Here is a 20,357-nt window from a genome sequence, read left to right on the forward strand (position 1 = left end):
TCCGAGATTTCACGATTTCTGACTAAATTCGTCAGACTTTTGAACAAATCAGAAAACGGTCAGGACGACAAAAAAAGGCGAACCGAATCAATTCGGTCCACCCTTGGTTACGTTTATGCTTCCTTCGGCGTCAGCGAGACGATCATCGACTCATCGACCAAGTAATAGCTATGATGCGGCATTTCACGCAAATAGCCATCCTGAAACAACATCGCGCAGTCGACTTGGAACGTCTTACTATACGGTTTCAACGGGAGTTTCTTCACCCGGTCAAAATAGCGATCGACGGCAACTTGGACATGATCCATCTCATAGACGAGCTCCCGATCTTTTGCCTCCATGATGGTGAATGTCTCACGCGACATGTAAAACACTTGTGTCGAACGTGCTTTCAAATACGGCTCCAGCTGCTTTAAGTCAATGCGTTGCTCATTATCTAGAAGCACTGTCCGATTCGTCCCTTTCGGTAGTTCGGATTCAAAGGCATGTGTCGCTTGTTTGACTTCATCAAGCGTCACGTCACGCATCGGCAACGGCTGGTCTTCCTTCGGTTGAAACCACTTCTTGAATCGGTTCACCTTTTTCCTCCTCTCGTCAAAAAAAGGTGGGGTTTCCCCCACCTTTGATTAGACAACTTATGCTTGTTGGAGACGCTCACGAAGGACCATTGGAAGGATCCCGCCGTGACGGTAGTAATCGATGTCGACTTCTGAGTCGAAACGAGCGATCGCTTCGAATTCAGTGACTTTTCCGTCTGCCGCTGTCGCTGTGACTTTAACGATGTCACGTGGACGAACAGACTCATCGATTGCGATGCTGATCGCTTCTTCACCTGTTAAACCAAGTGTTTCAGCTGTCGTGCCTGCCACGTATTGCAGTGGAAGAACACCCATCATGACGAGGTTTGAACGGTGAATCCGCTCGAAGCTCTCCGCGATGACGGCTTTGACGCCGAGCAAGTTCGTTCCTTTTGCTGCCCAGTCACGTGAAGAACCCATTCCGTAATCTTTACCAGCAAGGATGACAAGACCTGTGCCATCTTCTTTGTACTTCATCGCAGCATCGTACATCGCCATCGTTTCGCCTGTTGGCCAGTACGTCGTGAAGCCACCTTCTGTACCTGGTGCGACTTGGTTACGGATGCGGATGTTCGCGAACGTTCCGCGCATCATGATTTCGTGGTTACCACGACGCGAACCGTATGAGTTGAAGTCTTTTGGTGCAACCCCTTTGTTGACGAGGTATTGACCGGCTGGTGTCGTTTTCGAGAATGAACCCGCTGGTGAGATGTGGTCCGTCGTAACCGAATCAGCAAACTTACCGAAGACACGGAGTCCGTTGAGCGCTTCGACTTGACCAGCTTCCTTCGCCAAGTTCTCGAAGAACGGTGGGTTTTGGATGTACGTCGACTCACCGTCGAAGTCGTACTGATCTCCTGTTGGCACATCAAGGTTGTTCCAACGTTCGTTTCCTGTGAAGACTGAATCGTATTCTGCACGGAAGCTTTCTGGTGTGACGACCGTGTTGATGATCGTTTGGATCTCATCACGTGACGGCCAGATGTCAGCGAAGAAGACTTCTTGTCCGTCTTTGCCTGTTCCGAGTGACGCGTTCATGATATCGACGTCGACTGTTCCTGCAAGTGCATACGCGACGACGAGTGGCGGTGAAGCCAAGTAGTTCGCTTTGACGAGCGGGTGGACACGACCTTCGAAGTTACGGTTACCGGAGAGGACAGACGAAACGAGTAAGTCTGAACCGAGGATTGCGTCTTCGACTGCGCGGTCGAGTGGACCAGAGTTCCCGATACATGTCGTACAGCCGTAACCGACCGTGTTGAAGCCGAGTTCGTCAAGGTACGTTTGGAGTCCTGATTTCTCGAGGTAATCCGTAACGACCTTCGATCCTGGCGCCAGTGATGTCTTGACGTATTTCGGAACCGAAAGACCGAGTTCGATCGCTTTTTTCGCGACGAGTCCCGCACCGATCATGACATATGGATTTGATGTGTTCGTACAGCTCGTGATCGCAGCGATTGCAACGTCACCTGTACGCATTTCAACTGCTTCGTCTTCGAACTGAACGACAGCGACTTTGTTCGCTTCTTCTTCCGCTAAGCCGAATCCAGCGTTTCCTTGTGGAGCCGTCAACGCTTTTTTAAATGATGTATGAACATCCGTTAAATCGATCCGGTCTTGTGGACGTTTTGGTCCAGCAAGGGCAGGAACGATCGTCGAAAGATCAAGTTCGACTGTTTTCGTGAATGTTGGATCTTCGTTTTGTGGCGTGTAGAACAAACCGTTTGCTTTCGAGTAGTTCTCGACTTTTTCGATCAATTCTTCATCGCGACCTGTCAGACGAAGGTACGTCAATGTTTCTGTGTCGACTGGGAAGAATCCACATGTTGCACCGTATTCTGGCGCCATGTTCGCGATTGTTGCCCGGTCAGAAAGAGACATCAAGTGGAGTGATGGACCGAAGAACTCGACGAACTTACCGACGACGTTCTCTTGACGGAGCATTTCCGTTACACGAAGGGCAACGTCTGTTGCTGTCGTTCCTGGGTGCATCTCACCTGTGATGCGTACACCGATGACTTCAGGTACTGGGAAGAATGACGGCTGTCCGAGCATGCCCGCTTCCGCTTCGATCCCACCGACTCCCCAACCGAGGACGCCGAGACCGTTGATCATCGTCGTATGTGAGTCCGTTCCGACGAGTGTATCCGGGTACACATCAACTGTACCGTCTGCTGTTTCCTTTTCGAGGACGACAGATGCCAAGTACTCGAGGTTAACTTGGTGGACGATCCCTGTTGCGGGTGGTACGGCACGGTAGTTATCGAATGCCGATGTCGCCCAGCGAAGTAATTTGTAACGCTCTTCGTTACGTTCGAATTCGAGATCCATGTTTTCTGCAAGTGCTCCAGCAAAACCGTAAGCATCGACTTGAACCGAGTGGTCAACGACGAGGTCGACTGGTACTTCTGGGTTGATGACCGATGGGTCTCCACCGAGATCTTGCATGGCTTTACGAAGTGACGCGAGGTCAACGACCGTTGGAACACCTGTGAAATCCTGAAGGATAACGCGTGACGGTTTGAACGGAACATCGACATCGTTCGAAACTTGAGCTGTTCCCCATTTCGCCAAGTTCTCGACGTGTTCACGTGTGATCGAACGACCATCTTGTTGACGAAGTACTGACTCGAGTAGGACACGAATCGAGTATGGAAGACGTTTGACTTCCGTCAATCCGAGTTCTTCCAATTTTTCAAGACTATAGTACTGATAATTCTTACCGTTTGCTTCAAACGAACGGCGTGCGCCAAAGACATCTTGCGACACATCTGTTTGCTTCATGGTGATTCCCCCTTTAAGTGTTCACGACATCAAGCCCCTGATACCGCTTACTTGTACAGTTCTATCATAGTATAATATGGATTCCGTTACAATTTGAAAGAACAAAAGACTTTCGATAAGTTTTACTTATTGCCGATATTAGAAAATTATTCTGTTGTCCTGTTTTTCTCATATTTCCAGTCTCGCGTTTCCATTTAGAATGTTCAGGGTACTTAAAAAGTGTAGTATGATATCCGATTCTTGTGGAGGCGTTTATTATGGCGAAATATAAAAGCGATGCAACGCACGTTATTACGACAATCATTTTTAGTGATTTAGAAAAAGCAAAAACAGGCTTTGCGATGATTAAGGACCTCGAGGCAATCAAGGAAATCGAGATGGATCAGATGGTTCTCGCAAAACGTGACGAAGCAGAGGGTTTCTCTTTCATCGATGCCATCGACTTCACGCAACAGGACCAATCCTTCAAAGGCTCATTGATCGGCATGGCGATCGGTGTCGTCGGAGGTCCGTTCGGTATGCTCGTCGGTTCCGTTGCTGGTTATTTGATTGGTGCGAACAGGGATGAAAAGAACGAACGGGAATCGTTTGATTTATTCAACCGGACGCTGAATCAGATTGATCCCGACCATTACGGTGTCATCTTGATCAGTGAAGTCAACGAAGATTCAGAAGCCGTCAATGCGATCGCCGCTGAACTCGGAGCGACGATTCGCCGGACAGGTGAGACATTACCGGATGGTACAGTCTAATCAAATCAGAGTTGTCTTCTTTGCGTTCTCGTTTTAAACGGGAACGTTTTTTAATTCCTGGATTACCTGTTTTGCTGCTTCCTGCGTCGTGTTTGAATCGACTTTCTGTAAAGCATTTTGTTGCACGGTTATGAGGATATTTTTGTAGCTGATGATGAGGAGCTCGCCGTAATCACCGTTTGATTGATACTGAACCAAATCATTACCTATGTATCGATCCGTATACGCAAAATGAATCGCTAACTGCGTATCTTGTTTTTGGTTTTCAAAATAAAGTGTCTCCTGGGTCGATGGCGTGTCAATCGTTCCGTCAACCGTTAACCATCGTCTTTTCCCAAAACTCAAGGATTGGTCGACAGCCGTGAAGTCTGCACCGATCGTACTTCTCTTCAACTGAAACTGATCCATCTTCAAGTGTTCATTCATATGATTGAAAAGCTTTTCATACTGAACTGGATTTAAGATGGCGTGTTTCGTCTGATTCGTATGCGTAGTAGTTTTGACTTCTACTTTTTTCTGTTCCGTCGTGACCGTCTCATCCGTGCATCCAGCGATTAAAAACACACTTGAAAACAGAATCAGCATAGTCCCCTTATAGTTCATAGAACATCCTCCCCCATTGTTGATATCCTTCTATCACTTCGCCTTAAAGTTATACAGCGGTTTAATGATCTCGACGACATCGACCGTTTCTTTCGTGTTACGGATGATTTCATCCATCGGTTTGTAGACGAACGGCGACTCGTCACGCGTCGATGCGACGACTGAACTTGACCAGACATCGGTCATCGTCTTTTCGAACGCATCCAGTTCAACCGTTTTGAATGCTTTTGACCGCGACATGATGCGTCCTGCTCCGTGTGGCGCGGAATAGTTCCAATCGGGATTTCCTTTTCCGACGACGATCAAGGAACCATCACGCATGTTCATCGGAATGATTGCCCGCTCGCCGGCTTTTGCAGAGATGGCACCTTTTCGTAGAATCATCGCGTCAAGATCAATGTAGTTGTGGATCGTATCGAACTGATCCGCAGCCGTCCACCCCATCGCTTCAAAAATAACTTCGGTCATCGCCTGACGGTTCAATGCCGCGTATCGTTGGGCAATCTTGAGATCATGGAGGTAACGCTCCATCGCTTCGCCAGAAACAGATGCTAAATCTTTGTTAAACGTAGACCGTTTTTCCTTCAATTGCTGTAAGGTGGCTTGAATATCCGACTCGCGCCCTTGTTGCTTCAATTCGGCGATGACTTGGTCCGCGTCAAATTGGAAGCGTGCCGTTTCCGCTTCTGCTTGATAATGTTCGGCAATCGTCTTCCCAAGATTGCGACTACCAGAATGAATGACGAGATAGCGCTGTCCTGCTGCATCCTGGTTCAGTTCGATGAAATGATTCCCTCCACCAAGCGTACCGATTGATAATCGTGCCCGTGTCTCGTTAAACGGTGCAAGCACTTGATCAAACGGTACCTGTTCTGATAATGGATGAGCTTGCTGACGTACCGACATGCCACTTGGAACGAGACGCTGAATCGTCGCGTCAAGTTTTGCATAATCGATTGGTTCTTGTTCAGCAAGTCGTGTACATAACATGCCGCAACCGATATCGACCCCGACGAGATTCGGTACGACCTCGTCCGTCACATGCATCGTCGTTCCGATGACAGACCCTTTTCCAGCATGGCAATCCGGCATAATCCGGACGCGACTGTCTGTCGCAAATTGTTCCTCTAACATAGCTGCGACCTGCTTAATCGTCAGGTCGTCGACGTTATCTGTGAAAATCTTCGCTTCCCCATACGTGCCTTGAATCGTTTTCATACAATCTATCCTTTCTTTCCTGTCTGTTGATCAATCTGCTGTTTCTTTCATGATTTCAATGAATTGTTTTGTCAGTGTCGTCGGTCCCGTCTCCGTCAACCAGACGAAGGCTGTCGTACTTGCGGCACCGGATAGGTATGTCTGGTGCAGTCCTGTCATATCCAGTTCCCGCAACGTACTCTCCGGCAATACAGTCACCGCCTGTCCACTGCGGACAAGTCCGATCAGCGTCAAAACATCGGAACACGTCTCTTGCGATACGACGCCGAGCCGTTGACTTAACGTCTGAAAGACACCGAGTCCTTCTTGACTCGGAATGATGAGATCCGCGGTCGGGTGATCGGGGTGCCAGACTTGATGAAACGGTTCTTCTTCCATCCATTCAATCGAAATCCCTTGCGCATCAATCGGTAGACGGACGAACGCCGCATCAAGCGACCGTTCTTTCAACCGTTCGATGAGCGCACTCGATTCTCCTTGGTGGACTTGTAAGATGATGCCAGGATGCCGTCGTTTCATCTGTTCAATCCATTCGACGAGCCGACTGGCTGACAATGTGTTGACACCAATTCGCAAAATCCCTGTTCGCCCGGCTTCGATGTCGCTCACTTCCATCCGTGTCTCCTGCTCGAACTGTAGCAAAGAGACTGCTCGTTCATATAAGCGGTTGCCGCTTGAGGTAATCCGGATCCCGCGCCCTGCCCGCTCAATCAGACGAACACCTAGCTCTTCTTCCATTCGCCGAATTTGCTGCGTCAAGGCAGGTTGCGCCATCCGCAAGCGCTCCGCTGCCCGCGTGACGGATTGTTCCTCGACGACCGCACAAAAATAGCGGTACTGACGTAAATCCATATTCATCATCTCTTTCATATGTTTTCATGTATAAAGATATATGAATCATAACATCATTCATATGCTATGATGCAGGAATATCTGAAGTTTAAGAAAGGAGCTTTTTCATGAAACAAACGACTTCTACCTTCCAGTGGATCGTCTTTTTACTCGCGAACACGATCGCCTTACCAATCGTCGTCGCCAGTCTGTTCGACCTCTCTTCAGTCGAGACAGCTGCTCTTGTCCAACGGTCGTTCTTTGTAGGCGGGATTGCCTGTTTCCTACACGGAGCCTTCGGCCACCGGCTTCCGATCGTATCGGGACCTGCCGGATCATGGGTCAGCATCTTCGTCGTCATTGCCGCACTACCGGTCGATTCAAAAACGGCCTTTACGATCGCGATGGCAGCCGTCGTCATTGCCGGCGTCGTCCTCATCATTCTCGGTTTGACAGGATGGACGAAATACTTATTACCCGTCTTCACACCGCTCGTCAGCGGAACGTTTTTGCTCTTATTATGTATTCAATTAACAGGCGTCATGCTCGGTGCCGTTCTTGCCGTCGAGGCAACACGTCTCGCCGGAATCATCACGTTCTTGCTCGTACTCGGACTCAGCCAGTTTGGACCGAGTCGCTTACGTCCGTTTGCCTTGATGATCGGAATCATCGTCGGTTGGCTCGTCAGCCGTCCGTCGCTTCCTGCGTCGTCTAGTTTGTTCGCACCACCGCAAGCGTTACCGTTCGGATGGCCGCAGTTTGACGGTAGTGCGTTTCTTGTCGCAATTCCGTTCGCGATCTTGCTCGTCGTCAATTTGATTGCCGCTTTAAGCGCCGTCGAAGCGACGCTTCAAAAACAAGGACGTCTGCACCAAGGGTTATCCATCGAAGGCGTCATTCATTTACTCGCTGCTACATTCTCGACGCTTGTCCCGGTGCCGTTACCCATCACGAGCGGATTCATCGCGCAAACGGGAAGCCGGAAACGTCGCCCGTTCTTGATCGCCTCACTCGTCATCGCACTGATCGGTTTCTTCCCAAGCTTGATCGGAATCATCGCGACATTACCGCGTAGTGTCGCGAGTGCCGCGTTGCTTGCGACATTGCCGCACATGTTCCTGATTGCCTGGCAGTCTGCTGAAAGTAACATGGAGAATAGCCGTCGCCGCCATGCGTTTGCAATCAGTGCTGTCATCGGTATTAGTATCTTGTTACAATCAACCGTCATCGCAGAAGTCCTGCCTTTGACACTTCGTCCGTTCCTCAGTAACGGATTACTCGTCGGTACGATGCTTGTGCTCGGTTTCGAAATCATCGAAAAAGTGCGTTCTCGTCGTGCGAAACAAGCGGATCGATTGGCGAGCTAAATGAGATTGTACTACCGGACGATGTCATCATCCTTGCTTTCCTGTAAGGGTCGAGGATGAGCATCTCGTCTGTTTATTCACCTAAAAAAGTAGCCTTTTCGATGTGATTCGAAAAGGCTACTTTTTTATCATTTCATTCAATTAAAATCAAAAAGCTATCTTACTCAACGCACTTCCCGCCACCATTTTCGTGTCGTGCTCTCGGGTGTCACACTCTCCCCGATCATTGGTGTCAAAACTGGAATCTCATCGCGTTTTGCTTCCTTGAGCAACCGTTCGACCGGCTCGAACCATGCATGGAACGCGAGGATGAAGGCAGACCAATGAATCGGCATCAAGACGCGACCTTTGACGTCACGATGTGCTTGAACCGTTTGTTCCGGTAACATGTGCGAATTGGACCACCGGACATCATACTGCCCACATTCCATCATCGTTAAATCAAACGGACCATACTGTTCGCCAATCGCTTTGAAGTGTGGACCATACCCACTATCACCACTAAAGAAGACTTTTTGTGAGCCTTCGATAACCCATGACGCCCACAGCGTTGAAAATTGATCAAGACCATTTCGCCCTGAATAATGGCGCGACGGAGCCGCTGTCAGCTTAATGCCACCGACTTGCGTCGATTCATGCCAGTCGAGTTCCGTGATTCGCTCCGCCGAGACGCCCCATCCACGGAGACGACTACCGACCCCGAGTGGCACGATGAAGCGACCGACTCGATTTTTTAAGGCGAGGACGGATGGATAATCCAGGTGATCATAATGGTCGTGCGAATAGACGACGACATCGATCAACGGCAAGCGTTCGAGATCAACGGTCTGCGTCGTTTGAAAACGTCCTCCCCCCAGTTTCGGGAACGGTGATGGTGCGCGCCCGAGCATCGGGTCAAAGAAAATCGTTTGTCCATCGAGTTCGAGTAAAAATGCTGAATGTCCGAACCATGTAACGCGTGGTGCTTCACTATCGTCTTGACGTCGCTGATACGGAAGCGTCGGTAACGCTTTGACAGGACGCAGATTCGGAATGTTTCGTCCGTAATCCTTTAAGATGCTTTTCATCGAGTCCCATTCCATCTTCAACTGGAAATCCATCTCATTTTTGAACTTCCCGTCGACAAAACGATCTGATCGTTCAAAACTCCGCCGCTCTGCACGGCTTGGTCGTCTCCCGAACACCGGATATCGGTTGATGAACCAAGCACTGGCAAGACCGATTCCTGCTAAAGCTGTCACTATTTTTTTCATGTCTTATCACCTCTTCGATGCTCTCAGTATAGCACCTCGATTCCCCACACATCTCGCTTTGCGACTCCGGACGCGAGAAAAAAGTGAAGATCACCGATATGGCGCCTTCACTTCTAGGTATTAGTCGAGATCGTCCGCTTTCCACTTCGCCCGGTCGCTCTTCTCACCGTCCCCGCGGTGATCGGATTCATAGGCATTGTTCCCCGGATTTTCGACCTTATTGTCATCGTGCCGATGGTCATGATCGTGGTCATGGTGATGATGGTGCTCATGGTCGTGGTTATGATCATGGTCGTGATTTCGATCCTTGACGAACAATGCAAGACCGCCACGCTCGACTTCTGCGTAATGCCGTTCTGCCTCATCGTCCGAATGTCCGACACGTTTTAATGTCTCGCGGAGCGGTGGTTCTTTAGAAAATTTTGATTTGACCTGATCAATCCAACTTGCACCCGATGCTTCGTCTGCCGCGTCATCTCGACCGACGACAGAAAAATCCGAATCATGATGCCCCTGTTGTTTCAATTCCTCGATTTTTCGTTCCAGACTCGATTGATCCTGATAGATTCCAACAAACCGTTTCGCCATCACATGACACCTTCCTTTTTCATATGAATTCAAACTCGCTCTGTTTTTACCCTTGTTCGCTTGCCATCAAACGAGATTTCAGAAACGAAAAAACGGACCACTTCGAAAAGTAGTCCGTCAAAAACTTAGAGTTGTTGCGGTGAATCGACCAATGTGATCGTTCCTTCGTTTTTCTGAACGAATCGCTCGTAGACGAAATCATTCGCGAATAACAACACAGCATTATCCCAACGGTCGTAGACGAGAACCGTCCGTGAATCCGTCAATTGTTTGACGGCAGCGACTTCAGCTGGCTTGATCCATTTCGCGACTTGGAAGTTCGCAGCATCCTTCAAGATGTCAACGCCATACTCACCTTTGAGCCGGTGCTCGAAGACTTCGAATTGGAGTTGTCCGATCGCTCCGAGGATGATTTCGTTGTATTCCGTCTTGTAGACCTGGATCGCACCTTCTTGCGCGAGCTGTTCGACACCTTTTTGGAACTGTTTCGACTTCAAGGCGTTTTTCGTGTAGACCTTCAAGAAGAGTTCTGGTGCGAACGTTGGTAGTGCTTCGTATTGCAATGATGGATCACCGTTCGTGATCGTATCACCGATTTGATAGTTGCCTGAGTCGTACAACCCGATGACATCTCCTGCGAACGCTTCATTGACCGTTTCCCGCTCATCCGCCATGAATTGTGTCGATTGCGACAGTTTCATTTTCTTGCCTGTCCGTGTCAGGACGACGTCCATTCCACGATCAAATTTACCCGTACAAATACGGACGAACGCAATCCGGTCGCGGTGGTTCGGGTTCATGTTCGCTTGAATCTTGAAGACGAAACCGCTGAAGAAGTCTTGTGCCGGCTCGACTTTCCCTTTGTTCGACTCGCGTGGTGTCGGTGAAGGGGACAAGTTCAAGTAATGTTCGAGAAGTGGTGTGACACCAAAATCGACGAGGGCTGATCCGAAGAAGACCGGAGTCAGTTCACCTTTTGCGATCAATTCTTCATCGTATTCGTTACCTGCGCCGTCGAGTAAGTCAACTTCATCCATCAACGTCTCATACATTTCCGAGTTGATCGTCGTCGCGAGTTCTTCGTTCGCGAGACCTTCCTCACCGAGTTCGATCGACTTACGATCGTTCTTGAAACAATGGAATTGTCCTTTGACACGATCATAGACCCCTTCGAACTGTTGACCTGAACCTGCTGGCCACGTCACAGCAACCGACGGGATACCGAGGACTTCTTCGAGTTCTTCCATCAATTCGAGTGGGTCACGTGCTTGACGGTCCATCTTGTTGATGAACGTAAAGATTGGAATTCCGCGCATCCGACAGACTTGGAACAGTTTCTTCGTTTGCGACTCGATCCCTTTCGCCGCATCGATGACCATGATCGCTGAGTCAACCGCTGTCAGGATCCGGTACGTATCTTCACCGAAGTCCGAGTGACCCGGTGTATCCATGATCGAGACGATCTTTTTGTTGTATTCGAATTGCATGACCGAAGACGTAACGGAGATTCCGCGTTGTTTTTCGATTTCCATCCAGTCCGATTTCGCAAATTTCGAGTTTTTCCGTGCTTTGACAGAACCTGCCTCACGGATTGCCCCTCCGTGCAGGAGGAATTTTTCAGTTAATGTCGTCTTACCCGCATCCGGGTGGGAGATGATGCCGAAAATCCGACGCTTTTCGACTTCCGTTTGTAGAATGTTTGTCATGTATGGTAGTTCCTTTCACCGATATATTCAAAAGTCCGATCAATCTTTTTCGCAACTAGTCTATCATACCGAATTTTCAAGGTCTCGTCCATTTCACTTCATTGACTCAATTTTCAGATTTAAAGTTGACAATTCATCACGATCTTCTTTACGATGACTAGGAAGTTCACTATTACAGAAGGAGGAGACGTACAATGGTATTCCATCAAGCCCGGACATCTGTCCACACTGTCTTTGTATCGACTACAACTGTACGTCACCCAATCGTTTAATTTTTAATTAAGCAGGGTGTGCGTATGCGTATACGTACATGCTGCCCTCTTATATTAGGACGGGTATGCCCATATTTGTGCGTATCCGTCTTTTCTATTGTCTAAAAACGGAATATAAGGGGTTTTCACTATGTTTAACGCACTCAAACAGCTTGATCGCAATATCTGGATCCGGTTCGTCGGGGAAACGATCACGGGGATCATGATGTTCATGATCGCACCATTTTTAGTTCTTTATTATGCGGATCGACTCGATTCCTACTTCTTGGTCGGTGTCATCATGGCGACCGGACCGATCATGTCGCTCGTCGGCGCCGTTCTCGGTGGTCACTTCGCCGATAAATTCGGTCGAAAACCACTGATGGTCCTCTCAATCATCGGTGACGTCATTGCTTTAATCGGTTTTTCGTTCGCTGATTCATTCGGACCACTTCTCGCTTTGAACGCGTTGCTCGGTTTATCGAGTTCACTGTTCCATCCCGCGGCAAGCGCGATGGTCGCGGACGTCACACCACCAGAACGCCTGAACGAATCATTCGGTCTGTTGCGGATGGGACATAACGTCGGGGCCGCATTCGGTCCACTGCTCGGAAGTGCCGTCCTGTTCGTCGACCGTTCACTCATCTTCTACTCTGCCGCTTTCGTCTTTTTCCTGTACGGACTCGTTCTCTACTTCTTCATCGAAGAAACGAAACCAGAGTATATCGAAAAGACGGACGAAGTCAAAGTATCACCGCTCACTGTATTGCGGAAGGATCATGTCTTTTTAATCTTCATCGGGGCGGGTGTCTTCATCTCGATGGGATTTGCCCTCGTCGAGAGTATGTTGCCGGTCTTCTTGAAGGAAGCACTACCGGGATTACCAACGAAACAAAATCCGTTCCCTTATCTGATGGCTCTGAACGGGATCATGGTCGTCTTGTTCCAGTTCCCGATTGCTGCTCGCTTGTCCGGCAAAGCATTCGGAAAAGTCATGTTGCTCGGGGCATCGATTTTCGGCATCGGCATGATTTTCCTCGCGTTCGTGCCGTCCTACCTGTTCTCACTCGGAACGAGTTATGTTGTGCTCGTGACGGTATTACTTGCGATTTATGCGTTCTATACGCTCGGTGAGATGATCATGTCCCCTGTGCAGATGACGTTCATCGCTTTGATCGCCCCGGAACATCTCCGCGGAACGTACAACGGTGCTGCGAGTCTCCAGTGGTTGATTGGCGGCGTCACCGCACCGCTTCTCGGATCGTTATTCCTTGATACCGGAAAAGGTGACTTTGCGCTCGGATTTGTCGGACTGCTGTGTTGTGTATCAGGTGGGGTCTATCTCGCACTCGACCGGTCGATTCAACGCGCAAAGCGCTTAACGAAATCAGCTTAAAAAAGCGATGTGTCATGCTCCGACTTTTGTCAGAGCGTGTCACATCGCTTTTCTCGTTAAGAGGGTAATTGATTTGCCGCTACGAACGGACCGAACAGGACCGGTAACGGATCGAGTCGTTGCTGGATTTCTTCAATGAAATTCGTCGATCCACTGACGAAGACGATCGGATCATTTGCCGTGATCATCGTCAAGAATTCGTGCATCTGTTGTTCCCATCCTTCTTGACGAATGTGGTGAACGACCATCCCTTTCGTCGTCAAAGAGAGGACATTCGCTAACATTCGTTCTGCCAGTTCCTCAGCTGAGACATGTAACAAGGTCGTTTTGCGACCACTCAGAAGCGCATGCCGGGCTTCGTCAATGACGGCTCCGAGATGATGGTCTTCTGCAATCAACAAAATATCTTGTTGACGCCAGTTCTCAGCACGGCGGTATTTACAAAAATGGCGGCACGTATCGACGAGTTGATGGTGAACAATTGCCCATGCTTGAAGTAAAGGTGCATCTTCTTTAAGATCATATTCGATTTGAATAGCTTGAAGAATTTCACGACTGATAATGTCCGGGTACGTCAGTAGAAACGATTTCGTTTGATTGATTTCGTTCAATAAAATCAATTTAAACAGTTCACTCGATTCATGCTGATTGGTAATCTGGTTCAGTAGTTGACTCAAGCGTAAAATCCGCAAGGCGCGAGTTCCGTCCTGAGCCCCCGCTTCTCGAAGCGCGCGCAATTCTTCTTCGTACGTCGCCTCAAGCGAGTCATAGAAGCGCGTCGCGATCCGCAATCCCTTTTGCTCCATCGATGGTCCGAGCTGTTGCAAAAGGTGTAATGCCTGATCGAAATGCATAATTTAACCTACCTTTCACCGTCCATTATGCGTGAATCCACCCTCAAAAACAATCTCTAAAATGCATCTTAATTTTTGCACATTGAGAGTTGATAATGCTTGCGTCCCCCCCTAGTATGTGTGTTAAGTAGGTGATGAAAATGCGCATGACACGTTATACGGATTACGCGATTCGGTCCCTGCTGTTCGCAGCAGCCCATCCCGATCGTTTAGTCCGAATCCAGGAAGTAGCGGATTGTTACGACATTTCTAAGAATCATTTGATGAAAGTAGTCTATCGTTTAGGACAGAGTGGTTTGATTGATTCTGTCCGTGGTCGTGGAGGTGGGTTCCGCTTAGCAGGTCCTCCAGATGCAATTCATATCGGTGACGTCGTACAACTGTTTGAACCAACCGTTCATTTTCTCGATCCGCAAGAAGGCATTCACGAGGTCCCTTCGCTCAATCCGGCACGTGATGCCTTCGATGATGCCATTGCGGCGTTCCATCAAGTACTCAATAGTTACACGGTACATGATTTGCTACATCCGACAGCTGATACTCATCCACAAATACTTGAAATGATTCCGAACCGCGATTGAGCCGGTTCGGAATCTTTTTTTATTCCATCCTCGCTCAATTGCGATTTCTCAAAACGCTCGTGGTATACTTATATAAGAAAGGAGGGGTACAGATGAACCCTCAAGAAGAACTCCATCTCTTATATCTTCGCTTAAAGGAAGAAGAACCCTCCGTTGCACGCGGTGAGGCCTTATGGGCCATCTTTGAGGAAACAGCTGATGATTCACTCCGCTTCCTCTCCTTATGGGCATTTTCACAAAATCAATTTGATTTAGGACACTTCCGATCGTTTCTCGTGTCTTTCACGCTCTTGATGGAATGGATCCGAAAAGATGAGATGACACTGACTCCCAAACAAGAACTTGATTTGTACTGGAACTACAAGTCCTACTTGATCTATATGGCAGAACAAGAAGACGTGACGGTCTCGCTTCTCGAAGAAGATCTTGATCGCTTCATCGATTTCTGTGACGCGCATGGCTTTATTCGGACACGTGACTATATCAGCTTCATGGTCTACAGCAAACTCGGTGACGAGGAACAGGCTGATCATTATCTATCGGAATGGGTTGACGCGCCAAGTGACGAACTCAGTGATTGCCCGTCCTGTGAAGCATTCAGCCGGATGACGTATGCGATTGATCGTGGCTTCGAAGATCGTGCCTTGCTGCTTTATGCAGCACTGCGGCATGAACGCGGTTGCTCGCGGATGCCGGATCAGGCTCATCCATACATCCTACCGTTGTTCCTCAGTCGCAAAAAAGAACGCTTCGATTGGAGCGAACGCTTGATCGAAGAAGTCAAACGGGGTGAAACCCTCTTTACAGGCGGTGACGAACCATATCACCTGTATGCGAAGATGTATTATGATACGAACTATACTTGGTCGATGGAAGAGAAAAAACAATTGATCCCGTTCTTGACTGATCGTGGATATCTTCAGTTCCTACTCGCTCACTATGCCTTTGCTCATCGTCAATCGCTTGGTGAGGAAGCGTCGTATCTCGCAGCGCTTCGGACGAATCTCTATGAGATTGCACAGTCTCTCGATCGCCGGATCGAAGGTGTCTTCTACTTGAACCTCGTCGAACGTGAACTAAAACGAATCACCCAGTTCGTTGCTTGAATCTCATTCGTAAAGGAAGTGTCTTCATGTTAGATCATGTCCAGCTCGCTATGCCGAAAAACGAAGAAGATCGCGCCCGTGCATTTTATGCCGGGCTTTTACATATGAAGGAAGTCGAAAAACCGACTGGTGTTCAAGCCAGTGGCGGTGTCTGGTTCGAGAATCATGGTGCAGCACTTCATCTCGGCATCGAGGAGCCGTTCTCCCCTGCTAAAAAAGCGCATCCTGGATTAACCGTCGCTGCGTTCGAAGCCTTGAGCGATGCTCTTCAAGCTGCCGGTTATCCGGTTGAGCATGACACACGCCTTGCGCCACGTCGTCGTTTCTTCACAGCCGATCCCTTCGGTAACCGGTTAGAAATCATCGCTGCTCATCTGCCGACGTTAACACCGAAGAAATTGACGGATGGTTCTCATGTCCGTTTAGTCGCACCAGCCTCCAGTCTCTCGACAGTCGAGATGAAGATCATCGATGGTGCGATTCAAACCCTCGAATCACTTGGATTACGTGTCTCGATCAGTCAACATGCGCGTGCTGTCAATCCGTTTGGTTCCAGTGATCCTGAATTACGGGTTGCAGACCTCCATGCTGCGTTCGCTGATCCGAACGTTGATGCGATTCTGTGCGTTCGCGGTGGATTTAGTACGAATGAACTCGTCGACTTACTCGACTACGAATTGATTCGGACACATCCGAAAATCCTGTGTGGCTTCTCCGATATCACAGCACTCAGTCACGCCATTCTAACGAATACCGGCTTAGTGACGTACTCGGGACCAATGTTACGGGCTTTCCGTGATCGCGACGCCTATACGATCGATTACTTCAAGCAAGTGTTGTTTGGAACGGATCCCGTTACGATCAAGCCTTCGGTGCATTGGCGCGATACCGATCGCGGACACGTCATCACGTTACCAAACAAAGGACCGATTCTATTATCTCCGGGACAAGCAAGCGGTCGACTGCTCGGCGGGAATCTTTGTACGCTAAATCTCCTGCAAGGCACACCGCACTTCCCTGATTTACGGAATACGATTTTATTCCTTGAAGATGATTACGAAGTCCATCCAGCAACGTTCGCCCGTGATTTCGCCTCTTTGATGGCACAACCGGGCGCCGAAACGATTCGCGGGATCGTCTTCGGACGCTTCCAACTCACAACGAAGATGACGGAAGAGCATCTGCGATATCTGATCTCACTCTATCCATTCCTAGAGTACGTACCGGTTCTTGCGAATGTCGACTTCGGACATACGAGTCCTTTGTTCACGTTCCCGATTGGTGGTCAGGTGGAACTGCATGACGAGGTCATCCGACTTCATATTTCTTGAATATCAAAAGAAGGAGACGCGGCAATCCGCATCTCCTTCTTTTTTAATAGTCGAGCAATCTCGAAGCGTCGATTTGACGTTTCGACCCATCCGCAAACATCTCGAGTGTCGCGAAAATCTGGTCATTTGCCCATTCATAGTGAAGTAACGTGAAGTCTTCAAGAGTCGAGACCGTCTTGAACGTTTTCCCGACCGTAAACGCACGCTTCCGGCTCGCATCTTCTGCCGGAACGGTGACGAAGATGACTGTGATCTCCTCACCCTTCGTATCATAATAGAATTCAACGATCCGACCGTCCGCTGTTTCAGGTAAGACACCTTTACGGGGCTGTCCGGTCTCGTCCAATTGTACGTATGGTTGCAGCATTCTTTCGCCTCACTTTCTCCGTCATTCATCATAGCACGTCCACCTGATTTATGCTAATCTATATTTGATGTGAAAGGGGGATGAGTCGCGCATGGAATGGTTCATGAACGGGATTCTGCTCTGGGGCTTTATCATGATCACACTCATGGCAATTGGCGGGTTTTTCATGTTCCGGAAGTTCCTCAAGAAGTTACCGAAAGAAGACGGTAAATCGATGATGGACTGGGAAGATGAGTACATCGACCAAACACGACATCTTTGGACGGATGAGACGATGGAATTATTGAACGCTCTCGTCATGCCGGTTCCATCGGCATTTCGTGATGTCGCACGCCGCAAGATTGCCGGGCGAATCGGACAGTTCGCACTTGAAGAACGGGCGACAGAGATGACATCCGAACTGGTCGTCAAAGGATATATTTCTGCGACACCGAAACGCGATCATAAATTCTTGAAAAAAGCACTAACGGAGCACGCCATCGACTGGCGAGACTACGCATTATACTTCCAAAATTGAAGGATGCACGAAAAACCGCCGAAGTCGCCTTCAGCGGTTTTTTTAGTGAGGTAAGTGCGCAACCGGCACGGTGCCCGACTTGACTCGTTTGTATTTCATATACATCGCGAAGCGCCACGGTGCAATCATTCCAAAGGCAACGAGATAAAAAATCCCACCCGTTTCGAAGATATCGATCTGTCCGCCGATGAAGAACTTCGCAACCGTCCGAACGAGTAAGATGCCGAATAAGACGATGAAAAATGCTTTCGAACGTTGCAAATAAATTTGCCCTTCCGCTTCATAAAAATTGGATGTCTTGATCAAAAAGATACTGAAGATGGCTCCAACGAGCAATGCTTCTGCTACCTCCGTCCATGTCAGACGGGATGCTGGGTATAAAAACTGCAGCATCCCCGTCGACATCGCAAAAGGCGGGATCAAGATTTTTTTAGCATTCGTCGGTTTTGCTGATGCCTTCACACGAATGAAGCTGATCAGCAATCCCATGACGAGCGCTACCCCAGTTGATATCCAAATCATCCGATCACTTCCTTGATTAAAATCCAGTGAATCCGACGATGTCACTCATCCATGCTGCGAATTTACTCAAGCCATCAAAATACAGCATGACTCCGAACACCATCATCAAGGCTCCCCCGAATTTCGTTAATTTCAGACTATACTGCACGAACAAGCGCGAACGACCGACGAAGAACGCCATCAATAAGAACGGAATCGAGAAGCCAAGGACATACGCGAGCATGTAGAACATGCCTTGACTCGGATTGGTCGCAGCTAATCCGATGACTCCTGCGAGAATCGGACCTGTACACGGTGTCCAACCGGCTGCAAAACCGATTCCGACGAGTACCGTCCCGACGTATCCTCCTTTTCGTTCCCCGAGATTCAGTTTCTTTTCACGCATCAAGAATGTTGGTTGCCATAATCCGACGAGAACAATCCCAAAAACGAAGATGACGAGTGCCCCAACCATCCGTAACGTATCCCGATATGTGATAAAGACATCTGCGAACAACGATGTCGATAAACCGAGTACAACGAATACCATCGCAAAACCAATGAGGAACGCTAACGTATGAAACAAGGATCGTTTTTCTCGTACGCCCCGTTCTTTTAAATCCGTTACCGACACACCTGTGATGTATGAGAGAAACACAGGATACAGTGGTAGCGTACATGGAGAGACGAAAGATAATAATCCTGCTCCAAACGCTAACCATAATGAGAGCTCCATATGAGCATCCCCTTTCTTTACTACTATAGAAGAAGTTCCTCCTCTATTTTGCCAAACTCCTCTGCATTTAGCACCTATTATCTCACAGAAAGTTGCAAAAGATTCGTGTCCGCCAAAATTACAAAAAAATTACATTTCATCGATTTTACTGAAATCTCATTGCACCTAGTAAATGGACTTGCTAGAATATGGATACGACACCAATGTAAGGGAGACTGCTATGACGACACAACAACTATTGACGTTAGCCATCGAAGCCAAACGTAGCGAACTATATCATCAAGCTGACCAGTCCAGCTTCACCTCCCCGCGTGTTTTACAACTTAGCCATGAACTTGACATCCTGCTTTTAGAATATTCACGGACAGTCCAAAACTACACCATTCACGGTTCGAACGAACCGCTCTTATCTTAATGCACAATTTGGTCAGCATTCGAGTGTGAATGCTGACTTTTTTATGACTTTTTATTTCTGATGGAGGTGCTTCACGTCCGCTCTTACATTCATTGCTAGTTCTCGTCCCCTCTATATACCTGACGATCTCCCTCAACTATACGTACATGAAGTCGAACCGCTTGAATATGTCTCATTGAAGCGAGGTCGATTCACGATGCCTTACTTGTATACGATCGAAGGTGCCGATCAATGGGAGTTCATGATTTATCTACAGCGTTATATGGAAGAAGGAGATATCCTCGAGCTGCTCTATATCGAAAATCAAAATGACAGCATGCATGACCATCTCCCGTCCACTCCGCTACTAGAGCCAATCGAAATAAATATTCGCCAGCGAACGTACCAAACGATTCACGGCACGTTTCAACTTTCCACTAACGATTGGATGCAGGAATTGTATCATCGTTCTTACCTGACAGCGTTCGGCGTGACGACGATCTTCAAGTATTGATGATCCACTTCACTTTTTCATCATCAGACGATCGAAGGATTCAACACTTTCTATTTTTAAGACTTTTTTCTGTTGAATTGTGCGAATTTTTTATATTTAGTAAGCCAAAAGACCTATAAACCTTCGTTT

General features: G+C 48.4%; 21 protein-coding genes. 9 read left to right on the forward strand and 12 right to left on the reverse strand.

The annotated features are described in order from the left end of the window. Nucleotides 1-113: 113 nt before the first annotated feature. Together ITJ88_RS08870 and acnA are read right to left on the reverse strand one after the other, a co-directional pair. Nucleotides 114-578: a DUF3939 domain-containing protein gene (locus ITJ88_RS08870; protein ID WP_023467798.1), complete on the reverse strand. Its 465-nt coding sequence runs from the start codon at nt 576-578 to the stop codon at nt 114-116. Nucleotides 579-635: 57 nt separating this feature from the next. After that, the gene (gene acnA / locus ITJ88_RS08875; RefSeq protein WP_023467797.1) at nt 636-3,362 is read right to left on the reverse strand and encodes an aconitate hydratase AcnA; all 2,727 of its coding nucleotides are present in this window, start codon (nt 3,360-3,362) and stop codon (nt 636-638) included. A gap of 257 nt (nt 3,363-3,619) precedes the next feature. Between acnA and ITJ88_RS08880 the strand changes: the two genes are divergently transcribed. Beyond that, a complete protein-coding gene (locus ITJ88_RS08880) occupies nt 3,620-4,114 on the forward strand; it encodes a hypothetical protein (protein WP_195865405.1) in 495 nt (164 codons plus the stop codon). 33 nt (nt 4,115-4,147) lie between these two features. Here the strand turns inward: ITJ88_RS08880 and ITJ88_RS08885 are convergent, their stop codons facing one another. The 3 genes from ITJ88_RS08885 to ITJ88_RS08895 are packed head-to-tail and all read right to left on the reverse strand — an operon-like array spanning nt 4,148 to nt 6,787. Continuing rightward, nucleotides 4,148-4,717, reverse strand: coding sequence for a hypothetical protein (locus ITJ88_RS08885; protein ID WP_195865406.1), 570 nt, complete (start codon nt 4,715-4,717; stop codon nt 4,148-4,150). A gap of 33 nt (nt 4,718-4,750) precedes the next feature. Beyond that, nucleotides 4,751-5,935 carry an RtcB family protein gene (locus tag ITJ88_RS08890; RefSeq protein WP_195865407.1) on the reverse strand — a complete coding sequence of 395 codons (1,185 nt, stop codon included), beginning with the start codon at nt 5,933-5,935 and terminating at the stop codon, nt 4,751-4,753. Between the two features lie 30 nt (nt 5,936-5,965). Then, a complete protein-coding gene (locus ITJ88_RS08895) occupies nt 5,966-6,787 on the reverse strand; it encodes a LysR family transcriptional regulator (protein ID WP_133208048.1) in 822 nt (273 codons plus the stop codon). Nucleotides 6,788-6,894: 107 nt separating this feature from the next. On the opposite strand from ITJ88_RS08895, the gene ITJ88_RS08900 reads away from it, so the two are divergent. Beyond that, a complete protein-coding gene (locus ITJ88_RS08900) occupies nt 6,895-8,133 on the forward strand; it encodes a purine/pyrimidine permease (RefSeq protein WP_149427056.1) in 1,239 nt (412 codons plus the stop codon). A 164-nt stretch (nt 8,134-8,297) separates the two neighbouring features. On the opposite strand, the gene ITJ88_RS08905 is transcribed toward ITJ88_RS08900, so the two are convergent. From ITJ88_RS08905 to ITJ88_RS08915, 3 genes are all read right to left on the reverse strand, one after another. Beyond that, nucleotides 8,298-9,386 carry an MBL fold metallo-hydrolase gene (locus tag ITJ88_RS08905; protein ID WP_195865408.1) on the reverse strand — a complete coding sequence of 363 codons (1,089 nt, stop codon included), beginning with the start codon at nt 9,384-9,386 and terminating at the stop codon, nt 8,298-8,300. Nucleotides 9,387-9,506: 120 nt separating this feature from the next. Further along, on the reverse strand, nt 9,507-9,974 hold the full coding sequence (locus tag ITJ88_RS08910; protein ID WP_195865409.1) for a YflT domain-containing protein: 468 nt from the start codon (nt 9,972-9,974) through the stop codon (nt 9,507-9,509). A 125-nt stretch (nt 9,975-10,099) separates the two neighbouring features. Then, nucleotides 10,100-11,680, reverse strand: coding sequence for a peptide chain release factor 3 (locus ITJ88_RS08915; protein WP_195865410.1), 1,581 nt, complete (start codon nt 11,678-11,680; stop codon nt 10,100-10,102). A gap of 402 nt (nt 11,681-12,082) precedes the next feature. On the opposite strand from ITJ88_RS08915, the gene ITJ88_RS08920 reads away from it, so the two are divergent. Continuing rightward, nucleotides 12,083-13,327, forward strand: a complete 1,245-nt coding sequence (locus ITJ88_RS08920) for an MDR family MFS transporter (RefSeq protein WP_023467788.1) — start codon at nt 12,083-12,085, stop codon at nt 13,325-13,327. Between the two features lie 56 nt (nt 13,328-13,383). Here ITJ88_RS08920 and ITJ88_RS08925 read toward each other — a convergent pair whose 3' ends face one another. Then, complete coding sequence (locus tag ITJ88_RS08925) at nt 13,384-14,181, reverse strand: hypothetical protein (RefSeq protein WP_195865411.1); 798 nt, start codon at nt 14,179-14,181, stop codon at nt 13,384-13,386. A gap of 140 nt (nt 14,182-14,321) precedes the next feature. On the opposite strand from ITJ88_RS08925, the gene ITJ88_RS08930 reads away from it, so the two are divergent. The 3 genes from ITJ88_RS08930 to ITJ88_RS08940 all read left to right on the forward strand — a co-directional run bounded on the left by ITJ88_RS08930 (nt 14,322) and on the right by ITJ88_RS08940 (nt 17,199). Further along, nucleotides 14,322-14,762 (forward strand): RrF2 family transcriptional regulator, encoded by a 441-nt coding sequence (locus tag ITJ88_RS08930; protein ID WP_029341264.1) that lies wholly within the window; start codon nt 14,322-14,324, stop codon nt 14,760-14,762. A 92-nt stretch (nt 14,763-14,854) separates the two neighbouring features. Next, nucleotides 14,855-15,868, forward strand: a complete 1,014-nt coding sequence (locus tag ITJ88_RS08935) for a hypothetical protein (protein WP_058265204.1) — start codon at nt 14,855-14,857, stop codon at nt 15,866-15,868. Between the two features lie 26 nt (nt 15,869-15,894). Next, nucleotides 15,895-17,199, forward strand: coding sequence for an LD-carboxypeptidase (locus ITJ88_RS08940; protein ID WP_195865412.1), 1,305 nt, complete (start codon nt 15,895-15,897; stop codon nt 17,197-17,199). Nucleotides 17,200-17,242: 43 nt separating this feature from the next. Here ITJ88_RS08940 and ITJ88_RS08945 read toward each other — a convergent pair whose 3' ends face one another. After that, nucleotides 17,243-17,566, reverse strand: coding sequence for a hypothetical protein (locus ITJ88_RS08945; RefSeq protein ID WP_023467783.1), 324 nt, complete (start codon nt 17,564-17,566; stop codon nt 17,243-17,245). Between the two features lie 91 nt (nt 17,567-17,657). Between ITJ88_RS08945 and ITJ88_RS08950 the strand changes: the two genes are divergently transcribed. Continuing rightward, complete coding sequence (locus tag ITJ88_RS08950) at nt 17,658-18,083, forward strand: DUF2621 family protein (protein WP_023467782.1); 426 nt, start codon at nt 17,658-17,660, stop codon at nt 18,081-18,083. Nucleotides 18,084-18,125: 42 nt separating this feature from the next. On the opposite strand, the gene ITJ88_RS08955 is transcribed toward ITJ88_RS08950, so the two are convergent. Together ITJ88_RS08955 and ITJ88_RS08960 are read right to left on the reverse strand one after the other, a co-directional pair. Beyond that, entirely contained in the window at nt 18,126-18,605 is a 480-nt protein-coding gene (locus ITJ88_RS08955) for a CcdC family protein (RefSeq protein WP_035398107.1), read from the reverse strand. A 16-nt stretch (nt 18,606-18,621) separates the two neighbouring features. After that, nucleotides 18,622-19,320: a cytochrome c biogenesis CcdA family protein gene (locus tag ITJ88_RS08960; RefSeq protein WP_195865413.1), complete on the reverse strand. Its 699-nt coding sequence runs from the start codon at nt 19,318-19,320 to the stop codon at nt 18,622-18,624. A 220-nt stretch (nt 19,321-19,540) separates the two neighbouring features. Between ITJ88_RS08960 and ITJ88_RS08965 the strand changes: the two genes are divergently transcribed. Together ITJ88_RS08965 and ITJ88_RS08970 are read left to right on the forward strand one after the other, a co-directional pair. Continuing rightward, nucleotides 19,541-19,735: an aspartyl-phosphate phosphatase Spo0E family protein gene (locus ITJ88_RS08965; RefSeq protein ID WP_195865414.1), complete on the forward strand. Its 195-nt coding sequence runs from the start codon at nt 19,541-19,543 to the stop codon at nt 19,733-19,735. Between the two features lie 196 nt (nt 19,736-19,931). Beyond that, nucleotides 19,932-20,228: a hypothetical protein gene (locus ITJ88_RS08970; RefSeq protein WP_195865415.1), complete on the forward strand. Its 297-nt coding sequence runs from the start codon at nt 19,932-19,934 to the stop codon at nt 20,226-20,228. Nucleotides 20,229-20,357: the final 129 nt, after the last annotated feature.

This window comes from Exiguobacterium abrahamii (assembly GCF_015645365.1).
GTDB lineage: Bacteria > Bacillota > Bacilli > Exiguobacteriales > Exiguobacteriaceae > Exiguobacterium_A > Exiguobacterium_A abrahamii.

What these genes read in the sequence shown, in the direction of transcription:
- acnA (WP_023467797.1), bottom strand. Translation starts at nt 3,362, where the DNA reads ATGAAGCAAACAGATGTGTCGCAAGATGTCTTTGGCGCACGCCGTTCG.
- ITJ88_RS08880 (WP_195865405.1), top strand. Translation starts at nt 3,620, where the DNA reads ATGGCGAAATATAAAAGCGATGCAACGCACGTTATTACGACAATCATT.
- ITJ88_RS08885 (WP_195865406.1), bottom strand. Translation starts at nt 4,717, where the DNA reads ATGAACTATAAGGGGACTATGCTGATTCTGTTTTCAAGTGTGTTTTTA.
- ITJ88_RS08890 (WP_195865407.1), bottom strand. Translation starts at nt 5,935, where the DNA reads ATGAAAACGATTCAAGGCACGTATGGGGAAGCGAAGATTTTCACAGAT.
- ITJ88_RS08895 (WP_133208048.1), bottom strand. Translation starts at nt 6,787, where the DNA reads ATGGATTTACGTCAGTACCGCTATTTTTGTGCGGTCGTCGAGGAACAA.
- ITJ88_RS08900 (WP_149427056.1), top strand. Translation starts at nt 6,895, where the DNA reads ATGAAACAAACGACTTCTACCTTCCAGTGGATCGTCTTTTTACTCGCG.
- ITJ88_RS08905 (WP_195865408.1), bottom strand. Translation starts at nt 9,386, where the DNA reads ATGAAAAAAATAGTGACAGCTTTAGCAGGAATCGGTCTTGCCAGTGCT.
- ITJ88_RS08910 (WP_195865409.1), bottom strand. Translation starts at nt 9,974, where the DNA reads ATGGCGAAACGGTTTGTTGGAATCTATCAGGATCAATCGAGTCTGGAA.
- ITJ88_RS08915 (WP_195865410.1), bottom strand. Translation starts at nt 11,680, where the DNA reads ATGACAAACATTCTACAAACGGAAGTCGAAAAGCGTCGGATTTTCGGC.
- ITJ88_RS08920 (WP_023467788.1), top strand. Translation starts at nt 12,083, where the DNA reads ATGTTTAACGCACTCAAACAGCTTGATCGCAATATCTGGATCCGGTTC.
- ITJ88_RS08925 (WP_195865411.1), bottom strand. Translation starts at nt 14,181, where the DNA reads ATGCATTTCGATCAGGCATTACACCTTTTGCAACAGCTCGGACCATCG.
- ITJ88_RS08930 (WP_029341264.1), top strand. Translation starts at nt 14,322, where the DNA reads ATGCGCATGACACGTTATACGGATTACGCGATTCGGTCCCTGCTGTTC.
- ITJ88_RS08935 (WP_058265204.1), top strand. Translation starts at nt 14,855, where the DNA reads ATGAACCCTCAAGAAGAACTCCATCTCTTATATCTTCGCTTAAAGGAA.
- ITJ88_RS08940 (WP_195865412.1), top strand. Translation starts at nt 15,895, where the DNA reads ATGTTAGATCATGTCCAGCTCGCTATGCCGAAAAACGAAGAAGATCGC.
- ITJ88_RS08945 (WP_023467783.1), bottom strand. Translation starts at nt 17,566, where the DNA reads ATGCTGCAACCATACGTACAATTGGACGAGACCGGACAGCCCCGTAAA.
- ITJ88_RS08950 (WP_023467782.1), top strand. Translation starts at nt 17,658, where the DNA reads ATGGAATGGTTCATGAACGGGATTCTGCTCTGGGGCTTTATCATGATC.
- ITJ88_RS08955 (WP_035398107.1), bottom strand. Translation starts at nt 18,605, where the DNA reads ATGATTTGGATATCAACTGGGGTAGCGCTCGTCATGGGATTGCTGATC.
- ITJ88_RS08960 (WP_195865413.1), bottom strand. Translation starts at nt 19,320, where the DNA reads ATGGAGCTCTCATTATGGTTAGCGTTTGGAGCAGGATTATTATCTTTC.
- ITJ88_RS08965 (WP_195865414.1), top strand. Translation starts at nt 19,541, where the DNA reads ATGACGACACAACAACTATTGACGTTAGCCATCGAAGCCAAACGTAGC.
- ITJ88_RS08970 (WP_195865415.1), top strand. Translation starts at nt 19,932, where the DNA reads ATGCCTTACTTGTATACGATCGAAGGTGCCGATCAATGGGAGTTCATG.